This window comes from Flavobacterium akiainvivens (genome assembly GCF_001278115.1).
Taxonomy (GTDB): domain Bacteria; phylum Bacteroidota; class Bacteroidia; order Flavobacteriales; family Flavobacteriaceae; genus Flavobacterium; species Flavobacterium akiainvivens.
The window spans coordinates 1,910,826-1,930,054 of sequence record NZ_LIYD01000005.1 but is presented as its reverse complement, the minus strand read 5'-3'; the positions used below and the strand labels follow the sequence as shown (position 1 = coordinate 1,930,054).

The 19,229-nt window shown below is 44.7% G+C and carries 20 protein-coding genes and 1 tRNA gene; 9 read left to right on the top strand and 12 right to left on the bottom strand.

What is annotated here, in order from left to right; translation table 11 throughout:
• Positions 1-13 precede the first annotated feature (13 nt).
• From araA to AM279_RS08545, 5 genes are all read left to right on the top strand, one after another.
• Positions 14-1,507: an L-arabinose isomerase gene (gene araA / locus AM279_RS08565; RefSeq protein WP_054407568.1), complete on the top strand. Its 1,494-nt coding sequence runs from the start codon at positions 14-16 to the stop codon at positions 1,505-1,507.
• Positions 1,508-1,550: 43 nt separating this feature from the next.
• Positions 1,551-3,257: a sodium:solute symporter family transporter gene (locus AM279_RS08560; RefSeq protein ID WP_054407567.1), complete on the top strand. Its 1,707-nt coding sequence runs from the start codon at positions 1,551-1,553 to the stop codon at positions 3,255-3,257.
• Between the two features lie 60 nt (positions 3,258-3,317).
• Complete coding sequence (gene fsa / locus AM279_RS08555; RefSeq protein ID WP_054407566.1) at positions 3,318-3,977, top strand: fructose-6-phosphate aldolase; 660 nt, start codon at positions 3,318-3,320, stop codon at positions 3,975-3,977.
• A gap of 195 nt (positions 3,978-4,172) precedes the next feature.
• Complete coding sequence (locus AM279_RS08550) at positions 4,173-5,015, top strand: transketolase (RefSeq protein ID WP_201782577.1); 843 nt, start codon at positions 4,173-4,175, stop codon at positions 5,013-5,015.
• Between the two features lie 104 nt (positions 5,016-5,119).
• Positions 5,120-6,079, top strand: a complete 960-nt coding sequence (locus AM279_RS08545) for a transketolase family protein (RefSeq protein WP_054407564.1) — start codon at positions 5,120-5,122, stop codon at positions 6,077-6,079.
• A 313-nt stretch (positions 6,080-6,392) separates the two neighbouring features.
• Here AM279_RS08545 and AM279_RS08540 read toward each other — a convergent pair.
• The 8 genes from AM279_RS08540 to AM279_RS08505 form a co-directional block, all read right to left on the bottom strand.
• Positions 6,393-6,466, bottom strand: a tRNA-Thr gene (locus tag AM279_RS08540).
• 79 nt (positions 6,467-6,545) lie between these two features.
• Positions 6,546-6,812: a hypothetical protein gene (locus AM279_RS08535; protein WP_054407563.1), complete on the bottom strand. Its 267-nt coding sequence runs from the start codon at positions 6,810-6,812 to the stop codon at positions 6,546-6,548.
• Positions 6,813-6,868: 56 nt separating this feature from the next.
• Positions 6,869-7,837 carry a type I phosphomannose isomerase catalytic subunit gene (locus AM279_RS08530; RefSeq protein WP_054407562.1) on the bottom strand — a complete coding sequence of 323 codons (969 nt, stop codon included), beginning with the start codon at positions 7,835-7,837 and terminating at the stop codon, positions 6,869-6,871.
• Positions 7,838-7,847: 10 nt separating this feature from the next.
• Positions 7,848-8,258 (bottom strand): 6-carboxytetrahydropterin synthase, encoded by a 411-nt coding sequence (locus AM279_RS08525; RefSeq protein WP_054407561.1) that lies wholly within the window; start codon positions 8,256-8,258, stop codon positions 7,848-7,850.
• Between the two features lie 62 nt (positions 8,259-8,320).
• Complete coding sequence (gene idi, locus AM279_RS08520) at positions 8,321-8,848, bottom strand: isopentenyl-diphosphate Delta-isomerase (protein ID WP_054407560.1); 528 nt, start codon at positions 8,846-8,848, stop codon at positions 8,321-8,323.
• A 139-nt stretch (positions 8,849-8,987) separates the two neighbouring features.
• Positions 8,988-10,307 carry an ABC1 kinase family protein gene (locus AM279_RS08515; protein WP_054407559.1) on the bottom strand — a complete coding sequence of 440 codons (1,320 nt, stop codon included), beginning with the start codon at positions 10,305-10,307 and terminating at the stop codon, positions 8,988-8,990.
• Between the two features lie 10 nt (positions 10,308-10,317).
• Positions 10,318-10,980, bottom strand: coding sequence for a TetR family transcriptional regulator C-terminal domain-containing protein (locus AM279_RS08510; protein ID WP_054407558.1), 663 nt, complete (start codon positions 10,978-10,980; stop codon positions 10,318-10,320).
• Between the two features lie 137 nt (positions 10,981-11,117).
• The gene (locus tag AM279_RS08505) at positions 11,118-12,758 is read right to left on the bottom strand and encodes an AMP-binding protein (RefSeq protein ID WP_054407557.1); all 1,641 of its coding nucleotides are present in this window, start codon (positions 12,756-12,758) and stop codon (positions 11,118-11,120) included.
• 106 nt (positions 12,759-12,864) lie between these two features.
• Between AM279_RS08505 and AM279_RS08500 the strand changes: the two genes are divergently transcribed.
• Positions 12,865-13,479 carry a murein L,D-transpeptidase catalytic domain-containing protein gene (locus AM279_RS08500; protein ID WP_082344200.1) on the top strand — a complete coding sequence of 205 codons (615 nt, stop codon included), beginning with the start codon at positions 12,865-12,867 and terminating at the stop codon, positions 13,477-13,479.
• Between the two features lie 27 nt (positions 13,480-13,506).
• Here AM279_RS08500 and AM279_RS08495 read toward each other — a convergent pair whose 3' ends face one another.
• Positions 13,507-13,920: a DUF2721 domain-containing protein gene (locus AM279_RS08495; protein ID WP_054407556.1), complete on the bottom strand. Its 414-nt coding sequence runs from the start codon at positions 13,918-13,920 to the stop codon at positions 13,507-13,509.
• A 155-nt stretch (positions 13,921-14,075) separates the two neighbouring features.
• Between AM279_RS08495 and AM279_RS08490 the strand changes: the two genes are divergently transcribed.
• Complete coding sequence (locus AM279_RS08490; RefSeq protein WP_054407555.1) at positions 14,076-14,612, top strand: pyridoxamine 5'-phosphate oxidase family protein; 537 nt, start codon at positions 14,076-14,078, stop codon at positions 14,610-14,612.
• 130 nt (positions 14,613-14,742) lie between these two features.
• Here the strand turns inward: AM279_RS08490 and AM279_RS08485 are convergent, their stop codons facing one another.
• The 3 genes from AM279_RS08485 to htpG form a co-directional block, all read right to left on the bottom strand.
• Positions 14,743-15,063 carry a hypothetical protein gene (locus tag AM279_RS08485; RefSeq protein WP_054407554.1) on the bottom strand — a complete coding sequence of 107 codons (321 nt, stop codon included), beginning with the start codon at positions 15,061-15,063 and terminating at the stop codon, positions 14,743-14,745.
• 15 nt (positions 15,064-15,078) lie between these two features.
• On the bottom strand, positions 15,079-15,747 hold the full coding sequence (locus AM279_RS08480; RefSeq protein ID WP_054407553.1) for a DUF4272 domain-containing protein: 669 nt from the start codon (positions 15,745-15,747) through the stop codon (positions 15,079-15,081).
• A gap of 91 nt (positions 15,748-15,838) precedes the next feature.
• Positions 15,839-17,722: a molecular chaperone HtpG gene (gene htpG, locus AM279_RS08475; protein WP_054407552.1), complete on the bottom strand. Its 1,884-nt coding sequence runs from the start codon at positions 17,720-17,722 to the stop codon at positions 15,839-15,841.
• A gap of 311 nt (positions 17,723-18,033) precedes the next feature.
• Between htpG and AM279_RS08470 the strand changes: the two genes are divergently transcribed.
• Positions 18,034-18,483, top strand: coding sequence for a lipocalin family protein (locus AM279_RS08470; RefSeq protein ID WP_054407551.1), 450 nt, complete (start codon positions 18,034-18,036; stop codon positions 18,481-18,483).
• A 27-nt stretch (positions 18,484-18,510) separates the two neighbouring features.
• Positions 18,511-19,206, top strand: coding sequence for an OmpA family protein (locus tag AM279_RS08465; protein WP_054407550.1), 696 nt, complete (start codon positions 18,511-18,513; stop codon positions 19,204-19,206).
• The last annotated feature ends 23 nt before the right edge of the window (positions 19,207-19,229 follow it).

Genomic DNA, 19,229 nt, shown 5'->3' with positions numbered 1-19,229 from the left:
ACAAACACACATTATGACAGATTTAAAGACTTATGAAGTTTGGTTCGTAACCGGAAGCCAGCACCTGTATGGCGAAGAAACCCTTAACCAGGTTGCCGAACACTCTAAAGCAATTGCCGCAGGCCTTGATGGTGCTGCCGGAATACCCGTTCGCGTGGTATTTAAGCCTACCGTAAAAACTACCGAAGAAATATATGACACGCTTCTTGCCGCTAACAGCGCCGAGAATGTAATAGGCGTTATTACCTGGATGCACACTTTTAGCCCTGCTAAAATGTGGATTCGCGGCCTTAGCATACTTAAAAAGCCGCTACTGCACCTGCACACACAATACAACCGCGACATACCGTGGAGCTCTATAGATATGGACTTCATGAACCTGAACCAGAGCGCCCACGGCGACCGTGAGTTCGGTTTTATGGTATCGCGCCTGCGCAAAAACCGTAAGGTGGTTGTAGGCCACTGGCAAGACCCTGAGGTTATTGCCCAGATAGGCGGATGGAGCCGTGCCGCTGCCGGATGGTATGACTGGCAGGGTGCCAAGTTTGCCCGTTTTGGCGATAATATGCGTTTTGTGGCTGTAACTGATGGTGATAAGGTTGAGGCTGAACTTCAGTTTGGCTTTGCCGTAAACAGCTACGGTATTGGCGACCTTGTGGCGCTTATAGACAACGTGAGCGATGCCGATATCAAATCACTAATTGAAGAATATAAAACACAGTATACTATTGCTGCCGACCTTCTTGAGGGTGGCGACAGGTATGCATCGGTATACGAAGCGGCCAAGATTGAAATCGCGCTGCGTAAATTCCTTGTAGACGGCGGCTTTAAAGGCTTTACCGATACATTTGAAGACCTGCACGGCATGGTGCAGCTTCCGGGGCTTGCGGTACAGAGGCTTCTTGCCGATGGCTATGGCTTTGCCGGCGAAGGCGACTGGAAAACCACAGCCCTTGTGCGTGCGTTTAAAGTTATGGGCTCTGGCCTTGAAGGCGGTAACGGCTTCATGGAAGACTATACCTATCACTTTGACCCGAATAACGAGCTTGTATTAGGTTCGCACATGCTTGAGGTAGATGCCTCGCTTGCCAGCACTAAGCCAAGCCTTGAGGTACACCCTCTTGGAATAGGTGGTAAGGCAGACCCTGCAAGGCTTGTATTTAACGTGGCCGGTGGCGCTGCACTAAACGCATCTATTGTAGATATGGGCAACCGTTTCAGGATGATTGTGAACGAAGTAGAGGCTGTTGAGCCGCAAAACGACCTGCCTAACCTACCGGTGGCACGCGTACTGTGGAAACCGCTTCCGGATATGAAAACAGGCTGTGCTGCATGGATATATGCCGGTGGCGCACACCACACCGCATACAGCCAAAACCTTTCTGCTGAGATAATACAAGACTTTACAGATATGGCCGGTATTGAGTTTCTTCGCATAGGTGCAGATACCAAACTTGACCAGTTCCGCAATGAAATACGCTGGAACGATGCTGCTTACAAACTATAATATGTTATATTAGCCGCGCTATTAACCAAACCACAAACATATTATGGAGAAATTTGCACCTATTGATTACATTATATTCTGTATTTACTTTGTTTTAGTATCCGGTTACGGGTACTGGATATACAAAAGTAAGAAAGCCAAGGAGGGTGAAGTATCAGACTCTAAGGATTTCTTTCTTGCCGAAGGTTCGCTAACATGGTGGGCCATTGGCGCCTCGCTTATTGCCAGTAACATTTCTGCCGAGCAGTTTATTGGTATGAGCGGTAACGGCTTTACCGTGGGTGTTGCCGTTGCAGCTTATGAGTGGATTGCCGCCCTGGCCCTTATTATAGTGGCCGTGTGGTTTATACCGGTGTATCTTAAGAATAAGATATTTACCATGCCGCAGTTTCTTGAAACGCGCTATAACCAGACTACTAGCCTTATTATGGCTATTTTCTGGTTGTTTTTGTATGTATTTGTAAACCTTACCTCAATCCTTTACCTGGGTGCTATAGCCATTTCGGCCATGGCAGGGCCTGAGTATTTCCATGCTATTGTAATAGCCATGGCTATCTTCTCGCTGGTAATTACCCTGGGTGGTATGAAGGTTATCGGCTTTACCGATGTTATACAGGTAGTGGTGCTTGTAGTGGGTGGCCTTGCCACAACTTACATTGCCCTTACCATGGTGAGCGAGCATTTTGGCCTTGGTACCGATGCCCTTGCCGGTTTTAAGAAAATGATGGAAGTTGCGCCGGACCACTTTAAGCTAATGGTAGACAAACCGGCTACAGATGCCCCACAGGCAGATATAAACAAGTACCTTATGCTTCCGGGCATTGCCATGTACTTTGCCGGTATCTGGATTGTAAACCTTAACTACTGGGGTTGTAACCAGTACATTACACAGCGCGCCCTTGGTGCCGACCTTAAAACAGCGCGTACGGGTATACTATTTGCAGGTTTTATGAAACTGGCTATGCCAATTATTGTAATGCTTCCGGGTATTGCGGCTTATGTATTGTACAGCAACGGTGCCCTTCAGAATGAAATGGGTATTGGTGCCGACCTTAAGCCTGACAATGCCTATTCAGCCATACTTGGTTTCCTTCCTACGGGGTTAAAAGGCCTTTCGGTAGCGGCGCTTACTGCTGCTATTGTGGCATCGCTTGCAGGTAAGGCAAACAGCATCTCAACTATTTTTACGCTTGACATTTACCAAAGGTATATCAACAAAACAGCCGGCGAGAAAAAGCTGGTAAACATGGGCCGTATTGCCATTTTGGTTGCTATACTGTTCTCGGTAGCCCTAACGTGGAATGACGCATTAGGCATAGGCGGCGAAGGTGGCTTTACCTTCATACAGAAATATACCGGCTTCTTTAGCCCGGGTGTATTTGCAGTGTTCTTCCTTGGTATGTTCTGGAAACGTACAACAGGTGCTGCAGCTGTAGCGGGTGTAGTAGTAGGCTTCCTGCTATCGGTATTCTTCAACAGCTTTGCCGTAGAAATGTTTGGCAACGAAACCCTGCTTTGGACGGCTTACAAAAATGCTTCGGGCGTATATGAAATTCCGTTCCTTATCTGTATGGGCTGGGCGTTTGTATTTACCCTGCTGCTTATGATAGGCATGAGCCTTGCAGGCCCTAAAGTTAATCCTAAAGCCTTTGGTATAGACACGGCCATGTTTAAGGTAGCACCGTCTACACTTGCACTGATTGTGGTAACACTGCTGTGCCTGGCCGGACTTTATGTAACATTCTGGTAAAATTCCAAATTTCAAAAGCCAAATAACAAACACAGTACCTAAAACCAAAAAAGGACAAATATGAAGTTTTTTATTGACACTGCTAACCTTGCCCAGATTAAGGAAGCGCATGAGCTTGGTGTGCTGGATGGTGTTACCACCAACCCCTCGCTTATGGCTAAGGAAGGCATAACCGGCCAGGAAAACATCCTGAACCATTACAAAGCCATTTGTGAAATTACCGATGGCGATGTGAGTGCCGAGGTTATTGCCACCACATTTAACGAAATGGTAGCCGAAGGCGAAGCCCTTGCTGCGCTGCATCCGCAAATTGTGGTAAAGCTGCCTATGATTAAAGACGGCGTTAAGGCTGCAAAGTACTTTTCTGAAAAAGGCATTAAGACCAATGTAACCCTTGTGTTTAGCGCAGGGCAGGCATTGCTTGCGGCTAAGGCTGGCGCTACGTATGTATCGCCATTCATTGGCAGGCTTGATGATGTTTCTACAGACGGGCTTAGGCTTATTGAAGAGATTCGCGAAATTTATGACAACTACGGTTATGAAACCGAGATATTGGCGGCATCTGTGCGCCATGCTATGCACATTGTAAACTGTGCCAAGATAGGTGCCGATGTTATTACCGGGCCGCTTAGCGCCATTGAGGCATTGCTGAAACACCCGCTGACCGATAACGGCCTTGCACAGTTTTTGGCAGACCACGCAAATGCCGCTTCAAAATAATATGATTTTAGGTTACGGATACGTTGAATAAAACGTATTCGTAACTTTTTTACAGCACTTTTACAGGAACTTACCGGTAAATTTTTACTTTTGGTCAAAAATACCATAAGTATTTTTAATATTGATTTTCAGGGCCATTAACCAATAAGGCTTTGGGTATAACCACCCGGGCCGCAAACACAAATTATGGAGAAAATAACAGACATAACAAAATTAGAGCAGATAGCCAGCCAGGTGCGCCGAGACATTGTGCGCATGGTGCACGGGTGCCAAAGCGGCCACCCGGGAGGTTCTCTGGGCTGTGCCGACTTTTTAACGGCACTGTACTTTAACGCCATGAACCGCAAGGAAGGTTTTGATATGAACGGTAAGGGAGAAGACCTTTTCTTCCTTAGTAACGGGCATATCTCTCCGCTTTTTTACAGCGTACTGGCACACGCAGGCTATTTTGACAAATCAGAGCTGGCTACGTTCCGTAAGCTTGATTCAAGGCTTCAGGGGCACCCTACCACGCACGAGCACCTTCCGGGTGTTCGCATTGCAAGTGGCTCACTGGGCCAGGGTATGAGTGTGGCTATTGGTGCTGCACTTGCCAAAAAGCTTAACGGCGATAACGGTACGGTATATGCACTTTTTGGCGATGGAGAGCTACAGGAAGGCCAGATTTGGGAAGCCGCCATGTTTGCACCGCACAACAGGGTAGACAACCTTATTTGTACCGTAGACTACAACGGCCAGCAGATTGACGGCCCTACAAGCCAGGTGCTTAGCCTGGGCGACCTTAAGGCTAAATTTGCCGCGTTTGACTGGACAGTACTGGAGTGTGAAGGTAATGACATGCAATGTATTGTTGATAAACTTGCAGAAGCCAAAGCGCTTGGCGGACAGGGTAAGCCTATTGTTATACTGCTTAAAACCGGCATGGGGCATGGGGTTGACTACATGATGGGCAGCCACAAATGGCACGGTGCCGCACCAAACGATGCACAGCTTGAAGCAGCGCTTGCACAGCTTGAGGAAACGCTTGGGGATTATTAAGAGCCCCCCGACCCCGGAGGGGGAGAGTGGGACTGGTCAAAATATTATCTAAACATCCTGTTACCCCTACAGGAATTCCCCCGTTAGGGGGTTAGGGGGCTGATATGAAAAAATATACATATACCGAATCAAAAGATACCCGCTCGGGTTTTGGTGCAGGCCTTTTAGAAGCCGGCAGGAAAAACGAGAATGTGGTTGCCCTGTGTGCCGACCTTGTGGCATCATTAAAAATGCAGGACTTTATTAACGAGTTTCCTGAGCGTTTTATTCAGGTGGGCATTGCCGAGGCCAATATGGTGGGCATTGCGGCAGGCTTAACCATAGGCGGTAAGATTCCGTTTACGGGTACGTTTGCCAACTTCTCTACCGGCAGGGTGTACGACCAAATACGCCAAAGTGTTGCCTATAGCGACAAGAACGTAAAAATATGTGCCTCTCACGCCGGTTTAACACTTGGCGAAGACGGTGCTACCCACCAGATACTGGAAGACATAGGGTTGATGAAAATGCTTCCGGGCATGACGGTTATAAACCCGTGCGACTACAACCAGACCAAGGCTGCTACTATGGCTATTGCCGAGTATGAAGGCCCGGTGTACCTGCGTTTTGGACGCCCCGTGGTGCCTATTTTTACAGATGCCGACCAGAAGTTTGAAATTGGCAAGGCATGGATGGTAAATGAAGGTGCCGATGTATCAATCTTTGCAACAGGCCACCTGGTGTGGGAAGCCATACAGGCAGGCGAGAAGCTGGCTGAGATGGGTATTGATGCCGAAATCATAAACATACACACCATTAAGCCGCTGGATGCTGAGGCGGTATTGAAATCGGTTGCCAAGACCGGCTGCGTGGTTACGGCTGAAGAGCACAACCGCCTGGGCGGCCTGGGCGACAGTATTGCCCAGCTGCTGGCTACTAACACCCCTGCTCCGCAGGAATACGTGGCCGTAAACGACAGTTTTGGCGAAAGCGGCACCCCAGCCCAGCTGATGACTAAATACGGCCTTGACGCCGATCATATCATCAAGGCGGTGCAAAAGGTTATTGCACGTAAAAAAGCATAATAATTTGTTCTTTGTAAAGTGTCCGGGCTGCTGAAAAGCGGCCCGGATTTTTTGTTTATGGCAATGGGATTCATTTTTAAAAAATTCACGATATATCGTGAATTTTTTGAATTGGGAAAAAGGTTTTATAGAGTAAAATACTTTGAAATCCTGTACTTGTAAAAATACGATAGGCACTTGTAAAAATACAACATTTTGAGGTTTTGAATCTCGAACTCCAAAAGTGAAAAATTAAGCACTTTTTTAGTGGGTTCAGGCTGAAAAAGTGTATAAAAGCAAAAACGCCTCAGTTTCCTGAAGCGTTTTTTTATTGAGCCGATAGAGGGACTCGAACCCACGACCTGCTGATTACAAATCAGCTGCTCTAGCCAGCTGAGCTACACCGGCATCTCAATACGGGTGCAAATATAGGCTTGTTTTTGAAATTTCCAAAGCTGCACCCGTAAATTTTTCTAATATTTTTTGCTTACAGCGCGTTTATTTTCTCAACAAGCTGAGTAGCAGTTTCTTCAAACTTTTTGTTGATAGCAGCAAAATGTGCTTTTTTGTTTTCAACACCTTTAGCGTTGATTTGCTTGATAAGCGCATCAAAAGTTGCAATAGCCTCATCTATAATGGCTTCGCCTGCTTCAGTAGCTTTTCCGCCTGCTGCAATGGTATTGATGTATACAGCCTCGATAATATCGCCAAATACAAAATTAAGGTCTTTTTTTAGTGTCCTAACATTTGCCATGTTCTAATGTCTTTAAGTTATGGGTACAAAATTAGTGCTAATTGGGCTAAAATCTGTTAAGAAATATATATTTCTAACAGGGTGGCGTTTCCGGTCAGTGTAAAAGCGGTTACAGCAGCAGGTATAAGTACGGTGTCGCCTTTTTTAAAGGTGTATGTACTGCCTTGTAAATCAATAGTATATTCGCCTTCAGTACAGATGTATACCGTAAAGCTGTCGCCGTTTTTGGCTACCTCGGCTTTTCCGTCAAGCGGAAGGAAGTTAGTGGTAAAATAAGGGCAGTCTACCATGCTGTTGCTTTTGTTAACTTCCTTGGTGTACTCTTTCTGGGTATCGGTAGTGTTGTAGTTCATGGCGTCAAGTGCCTCTTGTACATGCAGTTGACGGCCGTTTCCGTTGGCATCAACCCTGTCCCAGTCATAAATACGGTAGGTAATATCGCTTGTTTGTTGTATTTCGGCAATTACAATACCTGCGCCAATGGCGTGAATGGTGCCTGTTTCAAGAAAATATACATCGCCCTTTTTAGCCGGAACCTGGTTCAGTATGTCTATAAGTTGCTTACTTTCAAGTTTTTCCAGGTATTCCTGTGCGCTTGATTTATGGTTGAAACCCACAATAATGCGCGAACCCGGGTCTGCCTGCATTACATACCACATTTCGGTCTTACCGAATGAATTGTGGCGTTGTTTAGCCAGCTCGTCGTTAGGATGCACCTGTATAGAAAGGTCTTCGCGGGCATCAAGGAATTTGAACAACAGTGGAAACTGCTTTCCAAAACGGGCATGTACAGCTGTGCCCAGTATGTCATTTGGGTACTGCTCAAGTAGTTCGGTTAGTGGTTTACCTGCAAAAGCACCGTTTTCTACAACGCTTACATTACCTTTAACAGCGCTCAGTTCCCAGCTTTCGCCGGTTGTGGGGGTAGGAATGTTCTTGCCAAGGTCGTCCCTAAGCTTTGTGCCGCCCCAAATGCGGTCTTGTAAAATGGGTTCAAATACCAGTGGGTAATGCAGTTGGTTCATAGTGAGAGATTTATTGTCCTTTATATGTTACAAAATTTCGTGGCGTTTCATAGAGCGTTACCTCAAGCTCCATTTGAGAGTCTATGCGGCGGCGAATGCGGTTCCAAATCACTACCACAATGTTTTCGGCAGTAGGGTTAAGGTTGGCAAACTCCGGTACATCAAGATTCAGGTTTTTGTGGTCAAAGGGTTCTTCAACCTCCTGTGTTATAATGTCTTTAAGTATTTTGATGTCTATAACATAGCCTGTTTCGGGGTCAATGGCACCGGTAACACTCACAATAAGCTCATAGTTATGCCCGTGGTAGTTAGGGTTATTGCACTTGCCAAAAATTTCGGCATTGCGCTGCTCGTCCCAATCCTTCCTGTACAGGCGGTGGGCGGCGTTAAAATGGGCGCTACGGCTTACGGTTACTTTCATCAGTTGTTGGTTGTCAGTTATTGGTTGTAGGAAGCTGCTATCTGATCACTGAATACAGACCACTATAACTTGTGTTCTTCCAGAAAATGGTAAAATTCATCAAATATAATCCTGAACCACACGGTGTAAACTTCAGGGTGTAGCTGCATATCAGCTTTAATATCTTCAATGGCCATCCACTTCCAGCTTTCGGCTTCGTCACGGTTTAAAACGGGCTCATTGTTATAATAGCCTATCATTACATGGTCAAACTCATGCTCGGTTAGGCCATTGTCAAAAGGCGCTTTGTATATGAAGGAAAACAACTCTTTAAGTGGTGTTGTAATGCCCATTTCTTCCTGTAAGCGGCGGGTGCCGGCGGCAAGGTTGGTTTCGCCATCACGCTGGTGGCTACAGGTAGTGTTGGTCCACAAGAGGGGAGAGTGGTACTTATTGGCCGCGCGCTGTTGCAGCATTATCTCGTTTTTAGCATTGAGAATAAACACCGAAAAGGCACGGTGCAGCAGCGCTTTTTCATGCGCCTCCATTTTAGGCATAAGCCCTATGGGCTCATCGCGTTCGTTTACCAGTATTACTTTTTCTTCTTCCATAAAGCTATCAGCTTTCAAAAATAAGAAAAGTTTTGCGTAAAAGCAGCGATTAACGTTTTGTTAGTACGAAAGGGTAAAGAAAGCCACGAATTTCACGAATTAGCACTAAGCCAATTCATAAAATCCGTAGCTACTTTTGTTATTTGTTATTTGAGATTTGGAATTTTTCGAAGTTAGAAATCTCCACCTCTGCCTTCAGGTCAAAAAGCAGGCTGAACAGCCCGAAGAACGTGCGGTTTACATAAATAAAGTGCCTGCTGCCGCGGTTGGTGTTCATTTTTCGAATGTTCTTATCGTTGGCAAAGCGTTCGCTAAGCCCCGCAATAGCAGTATTAAAGTGGTTGTTTGAGAAGTCGAAACGCTCGTGGCGGTAAGGCTCTACAAATATGTTTATCATTTCATGGAAGAGTTCCTTAAAGTAAGTAAACTCCTCGGGCTTATCGTCAGGTTTCAGTACATGTAGGGTAATCATTTTTTCGGTAAAAAGCGCATCGTCCTCCAGTGTGGCAGGCTGTATTACTTCAAAATAAGGCTCGTAGAACTCTTTTGGCAGCTCTTTCATACAGCCAAAATCAATGGCAATCAGGTTGGCATTTTCATCTACAAGGAAGTTACCGGGGTGTGGGTCGGCGTGGAATTTATGCAGTACGTGAATCTGGTACATGTAAAAATCATAGAGCGCCTGGCCCAGTTTGTTTCGCTCTTCCTGGGTGTGCGGTTGTTTGCACCACTCACTTAGGTGAATGCCTTCCATCCAGTCCATGGTAATGATCTTTTCGCATGAATATTCAGGATAGTATTTCGGGAAACGGATGTTTTCCAATACAGCACATTCCAGTCTAACGGCTTCGCTTTGCTGTAGCTCCAGTGTATAATCAGTCTCTTCGGTAAGCTTGTTTTCTACTTCCTCAAAATATTCGTCAGATGTTCCTTTTAGGTTAAACATCTTCAGGGCAATGGGTTTTACAATGGCAATATCGGTGCTGATGCTGTCGCGCACGCCGGGGTATTGTATTTTTACGGCAAGGTCTTTACCGTCTTTTTTGGCGCGGTGCACCTGACCAATGCTTGCGGCATTAACCGAATCAGGGTTAAACTCATCAAACAATACCTGTGGCTCTGTGCCAAAGTATTTCTTAAACGTTTTGATAACCAATGGGGCAGACAGTGGTGGTACCGAAAACTGGCTCAGCGAAAACTTGTCTACATAGCTTTGCGGTAGCAGGTTTTTTTCCATGCTCAGCATTTGGGCAACTTTAAGGGCGCTGCCTTTCAGTTCTTTAAGGCCGTCATAAATATCGGTAGCATTGTTTTCGTGCAGGGTGTCTTTGCTCAGTTCAGGGTTAACCATTTTCTGGCCATAATACTTAAGGTAGTTACCGCCAATTTTTACACCTGTAGATACAAGCTTGCTTACCCGCTCAATTTTATTGGTGGGTATAGAATCTAACTTTTTCATGGTGATGGATTTAAACGGTAAACTTTTCTTTCCACATAAACTTACCCAGGTCTACAATGCTTTGCAGCGGGGTGTTGTACACAATATCAGCCCCCGCTTTAACTGATTTTTCAATGAAAATATCAGTCTTTTCAAATCCGGGAGAAGTATCTTTAACCCAAAACCTGAAGATGGTTAAAAACTGTAGCCAGGCACCTTCACGCAGGCCTTTTTCCTGTAGTTTTTCCAGCTTTTCGTGGGGTAGGGCAATGGGCTTTTCAAGTGCCGACTGGGCAAAATCTATAAACAGACTGCGCAGTTCCCTTAGTTTAGGCAGGGTGCTAAAATCACGGCCATTACCCAGGCTGTACAGCACAAAGCTGCGGTTTGCCGTAGCCATTTCAAAAAAGGTAAAGTAAAAGGCAGAGAGCTTTTCAATACCGCTAAAATCGGCATACGATGGCGACTGTTGCAGGGTTTGCAGCGAATGGTTAAACATTTCGGCAAAATAGAAACGTTCCAACGCCTCAAAAGACGTGAAGAAGTTGTAGAATTCGGCCTCTTCAAAGCCATTGTCTTTTGCAAATTTATACACGCTTGCGGGTGGTGTGCAGTTCATAAGGCAGTAATCGGCATATTTTTCTATTATAGAGTCTTTGGTTACGGGCTGTGCCGCTGTTTTTTTTGTTGCCATAATTGTTGAGGAATTTAAGATTGACAATCCGTGAGTTTTCAAAATATTCTGAAACTTTGGTATAACAAATGTAAGCACCAAATAAATATCAATGTATTGGTATGGTGTTAATTATCGTTCAAAAAAAATGAAAGATGTTAAGACGTTTTAATCTCAAGCAAATGCTCCAGTCCCAGTTCGGCAATTGATATTTCACGCATTTCTATCTTGCGCACCTTACCCGTAATGGTAATGGGGAAAGAATCGGTAAACTTCCAATACCTGGGTACTTTGTAGTGTGCAATTTTTTCTTTGCTCCAGGCCGTTATGCTTTCGGCGCTTGGGTTTTTGCCTGCTTTCGGCTTTACCCATGCCATAATAACCTCGCCATATTTTGCATCGGGCACTCCAATTATCTGTACGTCTTCAATTTCAGGGTGGGTGTAGTAAAACTCCTCAATTTCGCGAGGCGATATATTCTCACCCCCGCGAATAATCACATCCTTAATGCGCCCGGAAATGTTTATGTAGCCTTCATCATCCATTATAGCCATGTCGCCGCTGTGCATCCACCGGGCTTCATCAAGCACACTGTTTGTAGCCTGTGGGTTGTTCCAGTACTTCAGCATAACGCTGTAGCCGCGGGTACACAGCTCTCCGGCAATGCCACGGGGCACAATTTCGCCCGTTTTTGGGTCGGTTATCTTAATCTCAAGATGGTCCTGCACAGTGCCTACGGTGCCCACCTGCTTGTCAAACGGTGCGCCAATAACGGTTTGTGTACTAACAGGCGATGTCTCGGTCATGCCATAGCAAATAGAAACCTCTTTCATGTACATTTTGCTCTGTACCTGTTTCATAACTTCTACAGGGCAGGGCGAACCCGCCATAACGCCGGTGCGGAGCGAGGTAAGGTCATACTTGTCAAAATCAGGCAGTGCCAGTTCGGCAATAAACATGGTAGGCACGCCATAGAGCGATGTACACTTTTCTCTCTCTACGGCCTGCAGGGTAAGCGCCGGGTCAAAACTTTCACACGGAATAACCATGGTAGCGCCGTGGCTGGTGCAGCACAGGTTGCCTATTACCATACCAAAACAATGGTAAAACGGCACGGGTATACACACCCTGTCGGTACTTGTATATTTAAGGCGTATGCCAATAAAATAGCCGTTGTTGAGCAGGTTGTGGTGCGAAAGCGTTACCCCTTTTGGGAAACCCGTTGTGCCTGACGTATATTGTATGTTAATGGGTTCGTCAAATTGCAATGTGTTTTCAATAGCGGCAACAGCTTCGTCTGTAGTATTTTCGGCAGTAGCCAGAAAAGCATCCCAGTCTTTATCAAGGTAAATGGCGGTAGCAAGAGAGGGGCATTTACCAGCCACTTCCTCAACCATCTTTTTATAATCGCTTGTCTTGAATGTTAGCGCCGAAACCAGCATCTTAACCCCGCTTTGATTCAGCACATACTCCAGCTCACTACTTCGGTAGGCCGGATTTATGTTTACCAGTATAGCACCTATGCGTGCCGTGGCATACTGTAATAATACCCATTCTGCACGGTTGGGCGACCATATACCTACACGGTCTCCCTTTGTAATGCCGTTTGCCAATAACGCTTTTGCAACTGTTGTGGTTTGGGTGTAAAACTGGCTGTAGGTAGCGCGGTAGTGCTGCTGCACGCACACAAGTGCATCGTTATCAGGAAATTTATCTACAGTTTGTTTCAGGTTAAGGCCAATAGGCTGCCCAAGAAGTGGTGTGTGAGACGGGCCGTTTGTATAAGAAAGCGTTTTCAAGGCGTGTAAATTAATAAAGAATAAATTTAGGTAATAAAAACGTAAGCCGGTAAATACTAAAACAACTATTTTTATAGTTATACGTAAAACCTTACGCCTTAGCTATATGAACCGACTATTCCTTTTACTGATAACCGCCCTAATTGGGTGTTCTAAATATTCGCCTGATAAACTGCTTGCCGAAGCCGGAAAAACTACTAAAGACTATACTGCCAGGCACACTGAGGCACTTGCCTATTGTAAGGAAAAGAAGTTTAACGAAGACTACTATTTTTTGATTGACCTGAGCCAGCACAGCGGTAAAAACCGCTTTTTTGTATATGATTTTAAAACCGGTAAGGTAACCGACCAAAACCTGGTTACACACGGTAGTTGCGACATGTCCGATAATTATAGCGATAAGTGGGAGAAAGCCCGCTATAGTAATAAAGACGGCAGCCATTGCTCGTCTTTAGGAAAATACAAGGTTGGTTCGCGCGATTACAGTTCGTGGGGAATTAAGGTAAAATACTGGCTGCACGGGCTGGAAGAATCTAACAGTAATGCCAAAGACAGGGTGGTGGTACTGCACTCGTGGGACGCCGTTTCTGATTTTGAAGTATATCCAAACTATAGCCCGCTAAGCTGGGGCTGCCCTGCGGTATCTGATAATTTTATGCGAAAGCTTGATACTAAACTACAGGCTGCTAAAAAGCCGGTACTGTTATGGATAGTGGAATAAAAGCCACTTAGTTTCTGAGCAGCTTAGCTACTTAGTTTTATGCTGCTTAGCTTCTTCAGTAAGGTCGCTAAGGTGTATGCGCAGCGCGTAGACTGATATGCTTATTTCCCAAAATGATATGGCAAGTGAGGTAAGCATAAACAGCAGGCTTACGCCAAAAAGGTACGTGCCCCAGTCCTGTATGCCAAAGAACAGCAGCATCATGGCAAACACTGAGAAAAACAGGCTCAGCACGCCGCACATTTGCATATATTTAATCAGGCTTAGGCGTTTGTTAAGGTTGTGTATTTCCAGCAGTATGCTCTTGGTGCGGTTTTGCTCATAGCTTACCTTAAGGCCGCGTACTATTTGTGCCACGGTTAAAAAACGGTTGGTATAGGCCAGCAGTATTAGCGATGTGGCCGAGAACAGCAGGGCCGGGGTTTCTATAGGGAGGTTCATAAGTTCAGGTTTGTAATTTGTTTTTTGTTATTTGGTGCTTTGACTAAGTTACAAAACATTTCAGAATATTAAAGGCGGGTTAATTGGCAAAGTGCTAACAGGTGTTGCGGCTGTAAAGCGCTAATTTTAAGGAACAAACTTTAAATACAACCGTTATGGACTCTATTAACAAGCAACAACCCGAACATAATTTTAAAGACCTTGTAGGTGCCGAAGCGATTGAAAAAATCACGCAACTGGCAAAGAAAGCCGGTAGCAGTTTCTTTTGTACCAAGATAAAAACAGGCGAATATTTTAATACCCGCCCTATGGCTGCCGAGGTTATTGACGATGAAGGTAACTTCTGGTTTTTGAGTGCTAACGACTCCCAAAAAAATGCCGATATTGAGGCCGACCCGGCAGTGCAAATGCTGTTTCAGGGGTCGTCATACTCTGATTTTCTTACCCTTTATGGTAAGGCTACCATTAGCACCGATAAGCAAAAAATTGAGGAACTTTGGGATCCAACCATGAAAACCTGGTTTACAGAAGGCATAGATGACCCACGTATTACCGTGATTAAATTCAGCCCGACTGAAGGCTATTATTGGGACACCAAGCACAATATGCTTGTAGCCATGGCTAAGCGTGCCTATGGTGCCCTTGTAGGCGAAACGTATGACGACAGCATTGAAGGCGAAATAAAGCCTTAAGATTTTCCATTTTGAGCGTAGCGCAGCGAAGTCGAAAAATCTCAAGTATTGTTTCAGGTATTTCACTTTCGTCGAAATGGAAAAAGCGCAATTAAAGCATCTCAACTTAATAAAGGTTGAGATGCTTTTTTTATCCATTCCTCTCAGCAAAATCAAGTAGCCGCAGTGCCAGGTCAATATCGGTAAGGGTTTCGTTTTTCTCGCCTTCGCGCACGGCATTCAAAAAGTAGTAGAAGTTAAACAGGCTGTAAAATTCAGAGCCGTTGTAGCTGTACTGCGTTTTGCCGGCGGTTTCTTCTTCCTTAAAAAACTCCAGCTTGCTGTTTAGCCCAAACGGTTTTTGCGCAAAGATTTCAATGGCATAAGCATCGCAGTTCAGCCCGCGGGGTTTGCAAAAGTCTTCGTAGGTATTGCCTATCCAAAAATAGTTTATGAGTTCGGGTAGTGTCATGTTTTATTAAATCGTTTATGTATCGCAGGAAACGTCATCCCAATCCTGGTTCATATAATTTATCAGCCAGTTAAGCGCATAGTGCCTTTCATATACCACACCGGGGTTCAGGTTTTCCAAGCTTATTCCGTTAAGGCGGGCATCTACTACGGTCCAGTCCATCCTATAATAAAGGTCGGCAGCGTCAAGCACAACGGCTTTGGACCTTACATCCCAGCTTTTATTTATAAAGTTGTTGGGGTTCTTGCCGTTGCCTATAGGGTAATCCGTTTCGGCAATATCATTAAGGTTACACAAATGATCCGGAAACTTCAGGTCGTCTACCAACTTCAGCGCCCATGCCAGCACCCATATGCATTCGCACTTCCAGCTTTCCTGGTTCTTTTTTTCGGGCGTAGGATTGGCTAAAAACTCCTGCTCTTCCGGTGTAAGGTATTGCGTAAGATTATACTCACTAAGGTAAGAAAATGCCTCTGCACCACTCAGGTTGTTAAAAGCTACAAGGTTTGTAATGCATAATATTACAAACCGGCTTGCTATTTCGCTGCCCGTGCGGATGGTTACATCTGTATCATTTTCTATATGAGGCAGGTTGTAATTAATTTTAATGCGGTGTTCTTCAAGTATGGCTTCCGACTTTTCTTTTCGGGATGCCCCTTTTTTCTTCTTAAACAGGTTAAACATATACAGGTGGTTATATGCCAAATATAAACAAAAACCCACGGCTCTCACCATGGGTTCTGTCTATTATCTTACATCTATTATCTAAATGTCTCTATTTAATCATCTCAAAGCTTCTTTTCACAAACGCTGTAAGCTCTTCGCCTTTCAGCAGGTTCTGGCTTAGTTTGGCAAGGTCAAGTGCTTGTTTAACCAGGGCTTCTCTTTGAGAGTCGTCTGCCTTCAGGATGTTTCCGGCAAGTTCGCTGTTAGTGTTTACCACCAGGTTATACATATCAGGGAAGTTACCCATACCAAACATACCGCCGCCGCCGGTTTGGCTCATTTCTTTCATGCGGCGCATAAACTCAGGCTGGGTAATAATAAACGGTGCCGCCTGGCTGTCCATAGCCTCAAGCTGAACCGTGTAGGTTTGTTTTGGTACAATAGTTTCAAGCTGTGTTTTAAGCGTTTCTTTTTCGTCGTCGCTTAGCTTGCTCAGCTGTGCCTCATCTTTGTTGATAAGCCTGTCTATGTGGTCGCCATCAACGCGGGCAAAGGTAAGGTTCTCGTTATCGCCTTCCAGCTTCTGGATAAGATGGCTTACAATAGGGCTGTCCAGCAGCAGTACTTCATAACCTTTATCCTGTGCAGTGGCAATAAAGCTGTGCTGTGCATCTTTGTTAGAGGCATACAGTACTACCAGTTTACCGTCTTTATCGGTTTGTGTGGCAGCCAGTTTTTCTTTAAGTTCATCAAGGGTAAAGAATTTGCCGTCTACCGTTGGGTACAGTACAAAAGCACCCGCTTTTTCGTAGAACTTAGGCTCGCTCAGCATACCATATTCCAGTACGATTTTAATGTCATTCCACTTTTGCTCAAAGTCTTCGCGGTTTTCGGTAAACAGCGATTTAAGTTTATCGGCCACCTTGCGGGTAATGTAGTTGCTGATTTTCTTAACAGCACCATCGGCCTGAAGGTAAGAACGCGACACGTTTAGCGGAATATCCGGGCTGTCTATAACACCACGCAGCATGGTAAGGAACTCCGGTACAATGCCCTCAACGTTATCGGTTACAAACACCTGGTTTTGGTACAGTTGTATCTTGTCTTTCTGAACCTGAAGGTCAGATGACAATTTAGGGAAATAAAGAATTCCCGTAAGGTTAAACGGATAGTCTACATTAAGGTGTATGCTGAAAAGCGGTTCTTCAAACTGGGTTGGATATAGCTCGTGGTAAAACGCTTTGTAATCTTCGTCTTCAAGCTCGCTTGGCTGCTTGGTCCACGCCGGGCTTGGGTTGTTGATTATGTTGTCAACCTCTACGGTTTCAGCAACATAATCTTCCGGGGCATCTTCCGGTTTGGCAAGTGTTTCTGTCCTCGTGCCAAATTTAATAGGCACCGGCATAAACTTGTTGTATTTTTTCAGGAGCTCGCTAATGCGGTACTCTTCAAGGAATTCGGTCGAATCCTCTGCAACGTGCAGTATTATTTCGGTACCGCGATCCGTCTTATCAGCCGGTTCAAGGCTAAATTCAGGGCTACCGTCGCAAATCCAGTGTACAGCGGGTTCATCTTTGTAAGACTTAGTGATGATTTCTACTTTTTCTGCTACCATAAAAGCAGAGTAGAAACCAAGCCCAAAGTGGCCTATTATGCCTGAATCTTTAGCGGTATCTTTATATTTTTCAAGGAATTCCTCAGCACCGCTAAAGGCTACCTGGTTGATGTATTTTTCAACCTCTTCGCCCGTCATGCCAAGGCCCTGGTCTATAATATGTATTTTTTTGCCTTCTTTGTCAACCTTAACTTCAATTACCGGGCTGCCATATTCTACTTTGGCTTCGCCAATGCTGGTAAGGTGCTTTAGCTTAAGGGTAGCGTCTGTTGCGTTGCTAACAAGCTCACGCAGAAAGATTTCGTGGTCGCTGTATAAGAATTTCTTGATTAAGGGAAAGATGTTTTCTACCGAAACATTGATTTTTCCTGTTGTCATATGTCCAGATTTTAATAGTTCGTTTGCAGGGCTGTGTCAAATAAAATACCAAACTGTTTTGTGGTGACAAATTGGCGCTTTTGTTAAAGAAAATCTCCTTTAAGAAAAGATTAATATGGTTAAAATCAAAATCATCAATAACGCACAAAGCTTGTAAAACGTGGATTTAAGCTAATGAAGTTATTGTTATTATATCGATAACATAAATATTTTCTCGTTAAAAAACGATGTTGCCTCTTGTAAAATAGCCTGTAAGAAACGTATCTTTATACTACAAAAAATGAGTGTTTAAAACCTAACTGTAACGTATTATGAAAAAACTATTGTCACTATGCATGCTGGTGGTGCTGGCTGCCTCGTGCGGGTCGCTTGACCAAAAGGCCCAGGTGGGCATTAAAGGAGACTGGACCATAAGCAGCGTAACCTATCCCGGCAGCGATTATATTAAAGTAACATCTTTTGATGTGGCTGATTCGCAATGTTTTGTGGGCAGCTCGTGGAATTTTATATCAAACAATAATAAAGGCACTATGAGCCTTAGCAAGGCCGGATGCCCGTCTTTTACAAGCCCAATTGTATGGACAGTAACTAAAGATGGTAGCTTTACCCTTAAAATTACCGAAGGCGAAAAAGCCAAACGTGTAACACAAGGCTATATTCTAAAAGTACAAAATCAAACCGAAACATCTTTCCAGCTTGTTGATAATGTACAGGTTGGTGGTAAAACCGTTGAGGTGGTATATAACTTTAGCAAACTATAATCAGTAAAACATCAAAAAAATACAGTCATGAGAAAAGTAAAAATTTATGCATTAACCCTTGCGTTTGCAGGCGGTATAGGCCTTACATCGTGCGAGGCCATCAAAAACACTAACAATACCCAGCGTGGTGTGGCCATTGGTGCTACGTCTGGCGCTGTTATTGGCGGTGTTTTGGGTAATAACGTGGGCAAAGGCGGCAATACAGCCCTTGGCGCTATTATAGGTGGTGTTGTAGGTGGTGCTGTAGGTGGCGTTATTGGTAACAGGATGGACAAGCAGGCTCAGAAAATTGAAGAGGCGCTTCCGGGTGCTGAGGTAGAAAGGGCAGGCGAGGGTATTAAGCTTACACTGGGCGAAAACTCGGTTAACTTTGACCTGAATAAGTCTACACTTACCTCTAAAGCTAAAGGCAACCTTGACAGGCTTGTACCGGTATTTAAAGAATATCCTGACACCAACATCCTTATCTTTGGTTATACCGATAGCAGCGGTAGCGACGAATACAACCTGAAACTAAGTGAAGAAAGGGCTAATTCGGTTAAGGCCTACCTTGGTACTAAAGGTATTAGCGCTTCAAGGTTTACCATTACCGGTAAAGGCGAAGAAGATCCTATAGCATCTAACGATACTAAAGAAGGACAGGCACAAAACCGAAGGGTAGAGTTTGCTATTGTAGCTAATGATAAGATGATTGAGGATGCCCAAAAAGAGGTAAAGAATTAATTTATAGTTTCTTATAAAAAACA

Excerpts from the sequence above, each read along its gene's own strand:
- araA (WP_054407568.1), top strand. The coding sequence starts at position 14 with ATGACAGATTTAAAGACTTATGAAGTTTGGTTCGTAACCGGAAGCCAG.
- AM279_RS08560 (WP_054407567.1), top strand. The coding sequence starts at position 1,551 with ATGGAGAAATTTGCACCTATTGATTACATTATATTCTGTATTTACTTT.
- fsa (WP_054407566.1), top strand. The coding sequence starts at position 3,318 with ATGAAGTTTTTTATTGACACTGCTAACCTTGCCCAGATTAAGGAAGCG.
- AM279_RS08545 (WP_054407564.1), top strand. The coding sequence starts at position 5,120 with ATGAAAAAATATACATATACCGAATCAAAAGATACCCGCTCGGGTTTT.
- AM279_RS08535 (WP_054407563.1), bottom strand. The coding sequence starts at position 6,812 with ATGGCAAATGTTAGGACACTAAAAAAAGACCTTAATTTTGTATTTGGC.
- AM279_RS08530 (WP_054407562.1), bottom strand. The coding sequence starts at position 7,837 with ATGAACCAACTGCATTACCCACTGGTATTTGAACCCATTTTACAAGAC.
- AM279_RS08525 (WP_054407561.1), bottom strand. The coding sequence starts at position 8,258 with ATGAAAGTAACCGTAAGCCGTAGCGCCCATTTTAACGCCGCCCACCGC.
- idi (WP_054407560.1), bottom strand. The coding sequence starts at position 8,848 with ATGGAAGAAGAAAAAGTAATACTGGTAAACGAACGCGATGAGCCCATA.
- AM279_RS08515 (WP_054407559.1), bottom strand. The coding sequence starts at position 10,307 with ATGAAAAAGTTAGATTCTATACCCACCAATAAAATTGAGCGGGTAAGC.
- AM279_RS08510 (WP_054407558.1), bottom strand. The coding sequence starts at position 10,980 with ATGGCAACAAAAAAAACAGCGGCACAGCCCGTAACCAAAGACTCTATA.
- AM279_RS08500 (WP_082344200.1), top strand. The coding sequence starts at position 12,865 with ATGAACCGACTATTCCTTTTACTGATAACCGCCCTAATTGGGTGTTCT.
- AM279_RS08495 (WP_054407556.1), bottom strand. The coding sequence starts at position 13,920 with ATGAACCTCCCTATAGAAACCCCGGCCCTGCTGTTCTCGGCCACATCG.
- AM279_RS08490 (WP_054407555.1), top strand. The coding sequence starts at position 14,076 with ATGGACTCTATTAACAAGCAACAACCCGAACATAATTTTAAAGACCTT.
- AM279_RS08485 (WP_054407554.1), bottom strand. The coding sequence starts at position 15,063 with ATGACACTACCCGAACTCATAAACTATTTTTGGATAGGCAATACCTAC.
- AM279_RS08480 (WP_054407553.1), bottom strand. The coding sequence starts at position 15,747 with ATGTTTAACCTGTTTAAGAAGAAAAAAGGGGCATCCCGAAAAGAAAAG.
- htpG (WP_054407552.1), bottom strand. The coding sequence starts at position 17,722 with ATGACAACAGGAAAAATCAATGTTTCGGTAGAAAACATCTTTCCCTTA.
- AM279_RS08470 (WP_054407551.1), top strand. The coding sequence starts at position 18,034 with ATGAAAAAACTATTGTCACTATGCATGCTGGTGGTGCTGGCTGCCTCG.
- AM279_RS08465 (WP_054407550.1), top strand. The coding sequence starts at position 18,511 with ATGAGAAAAGTAAAAATTTATGCATTAACCCTTGCGTTTGCAGGCGGT.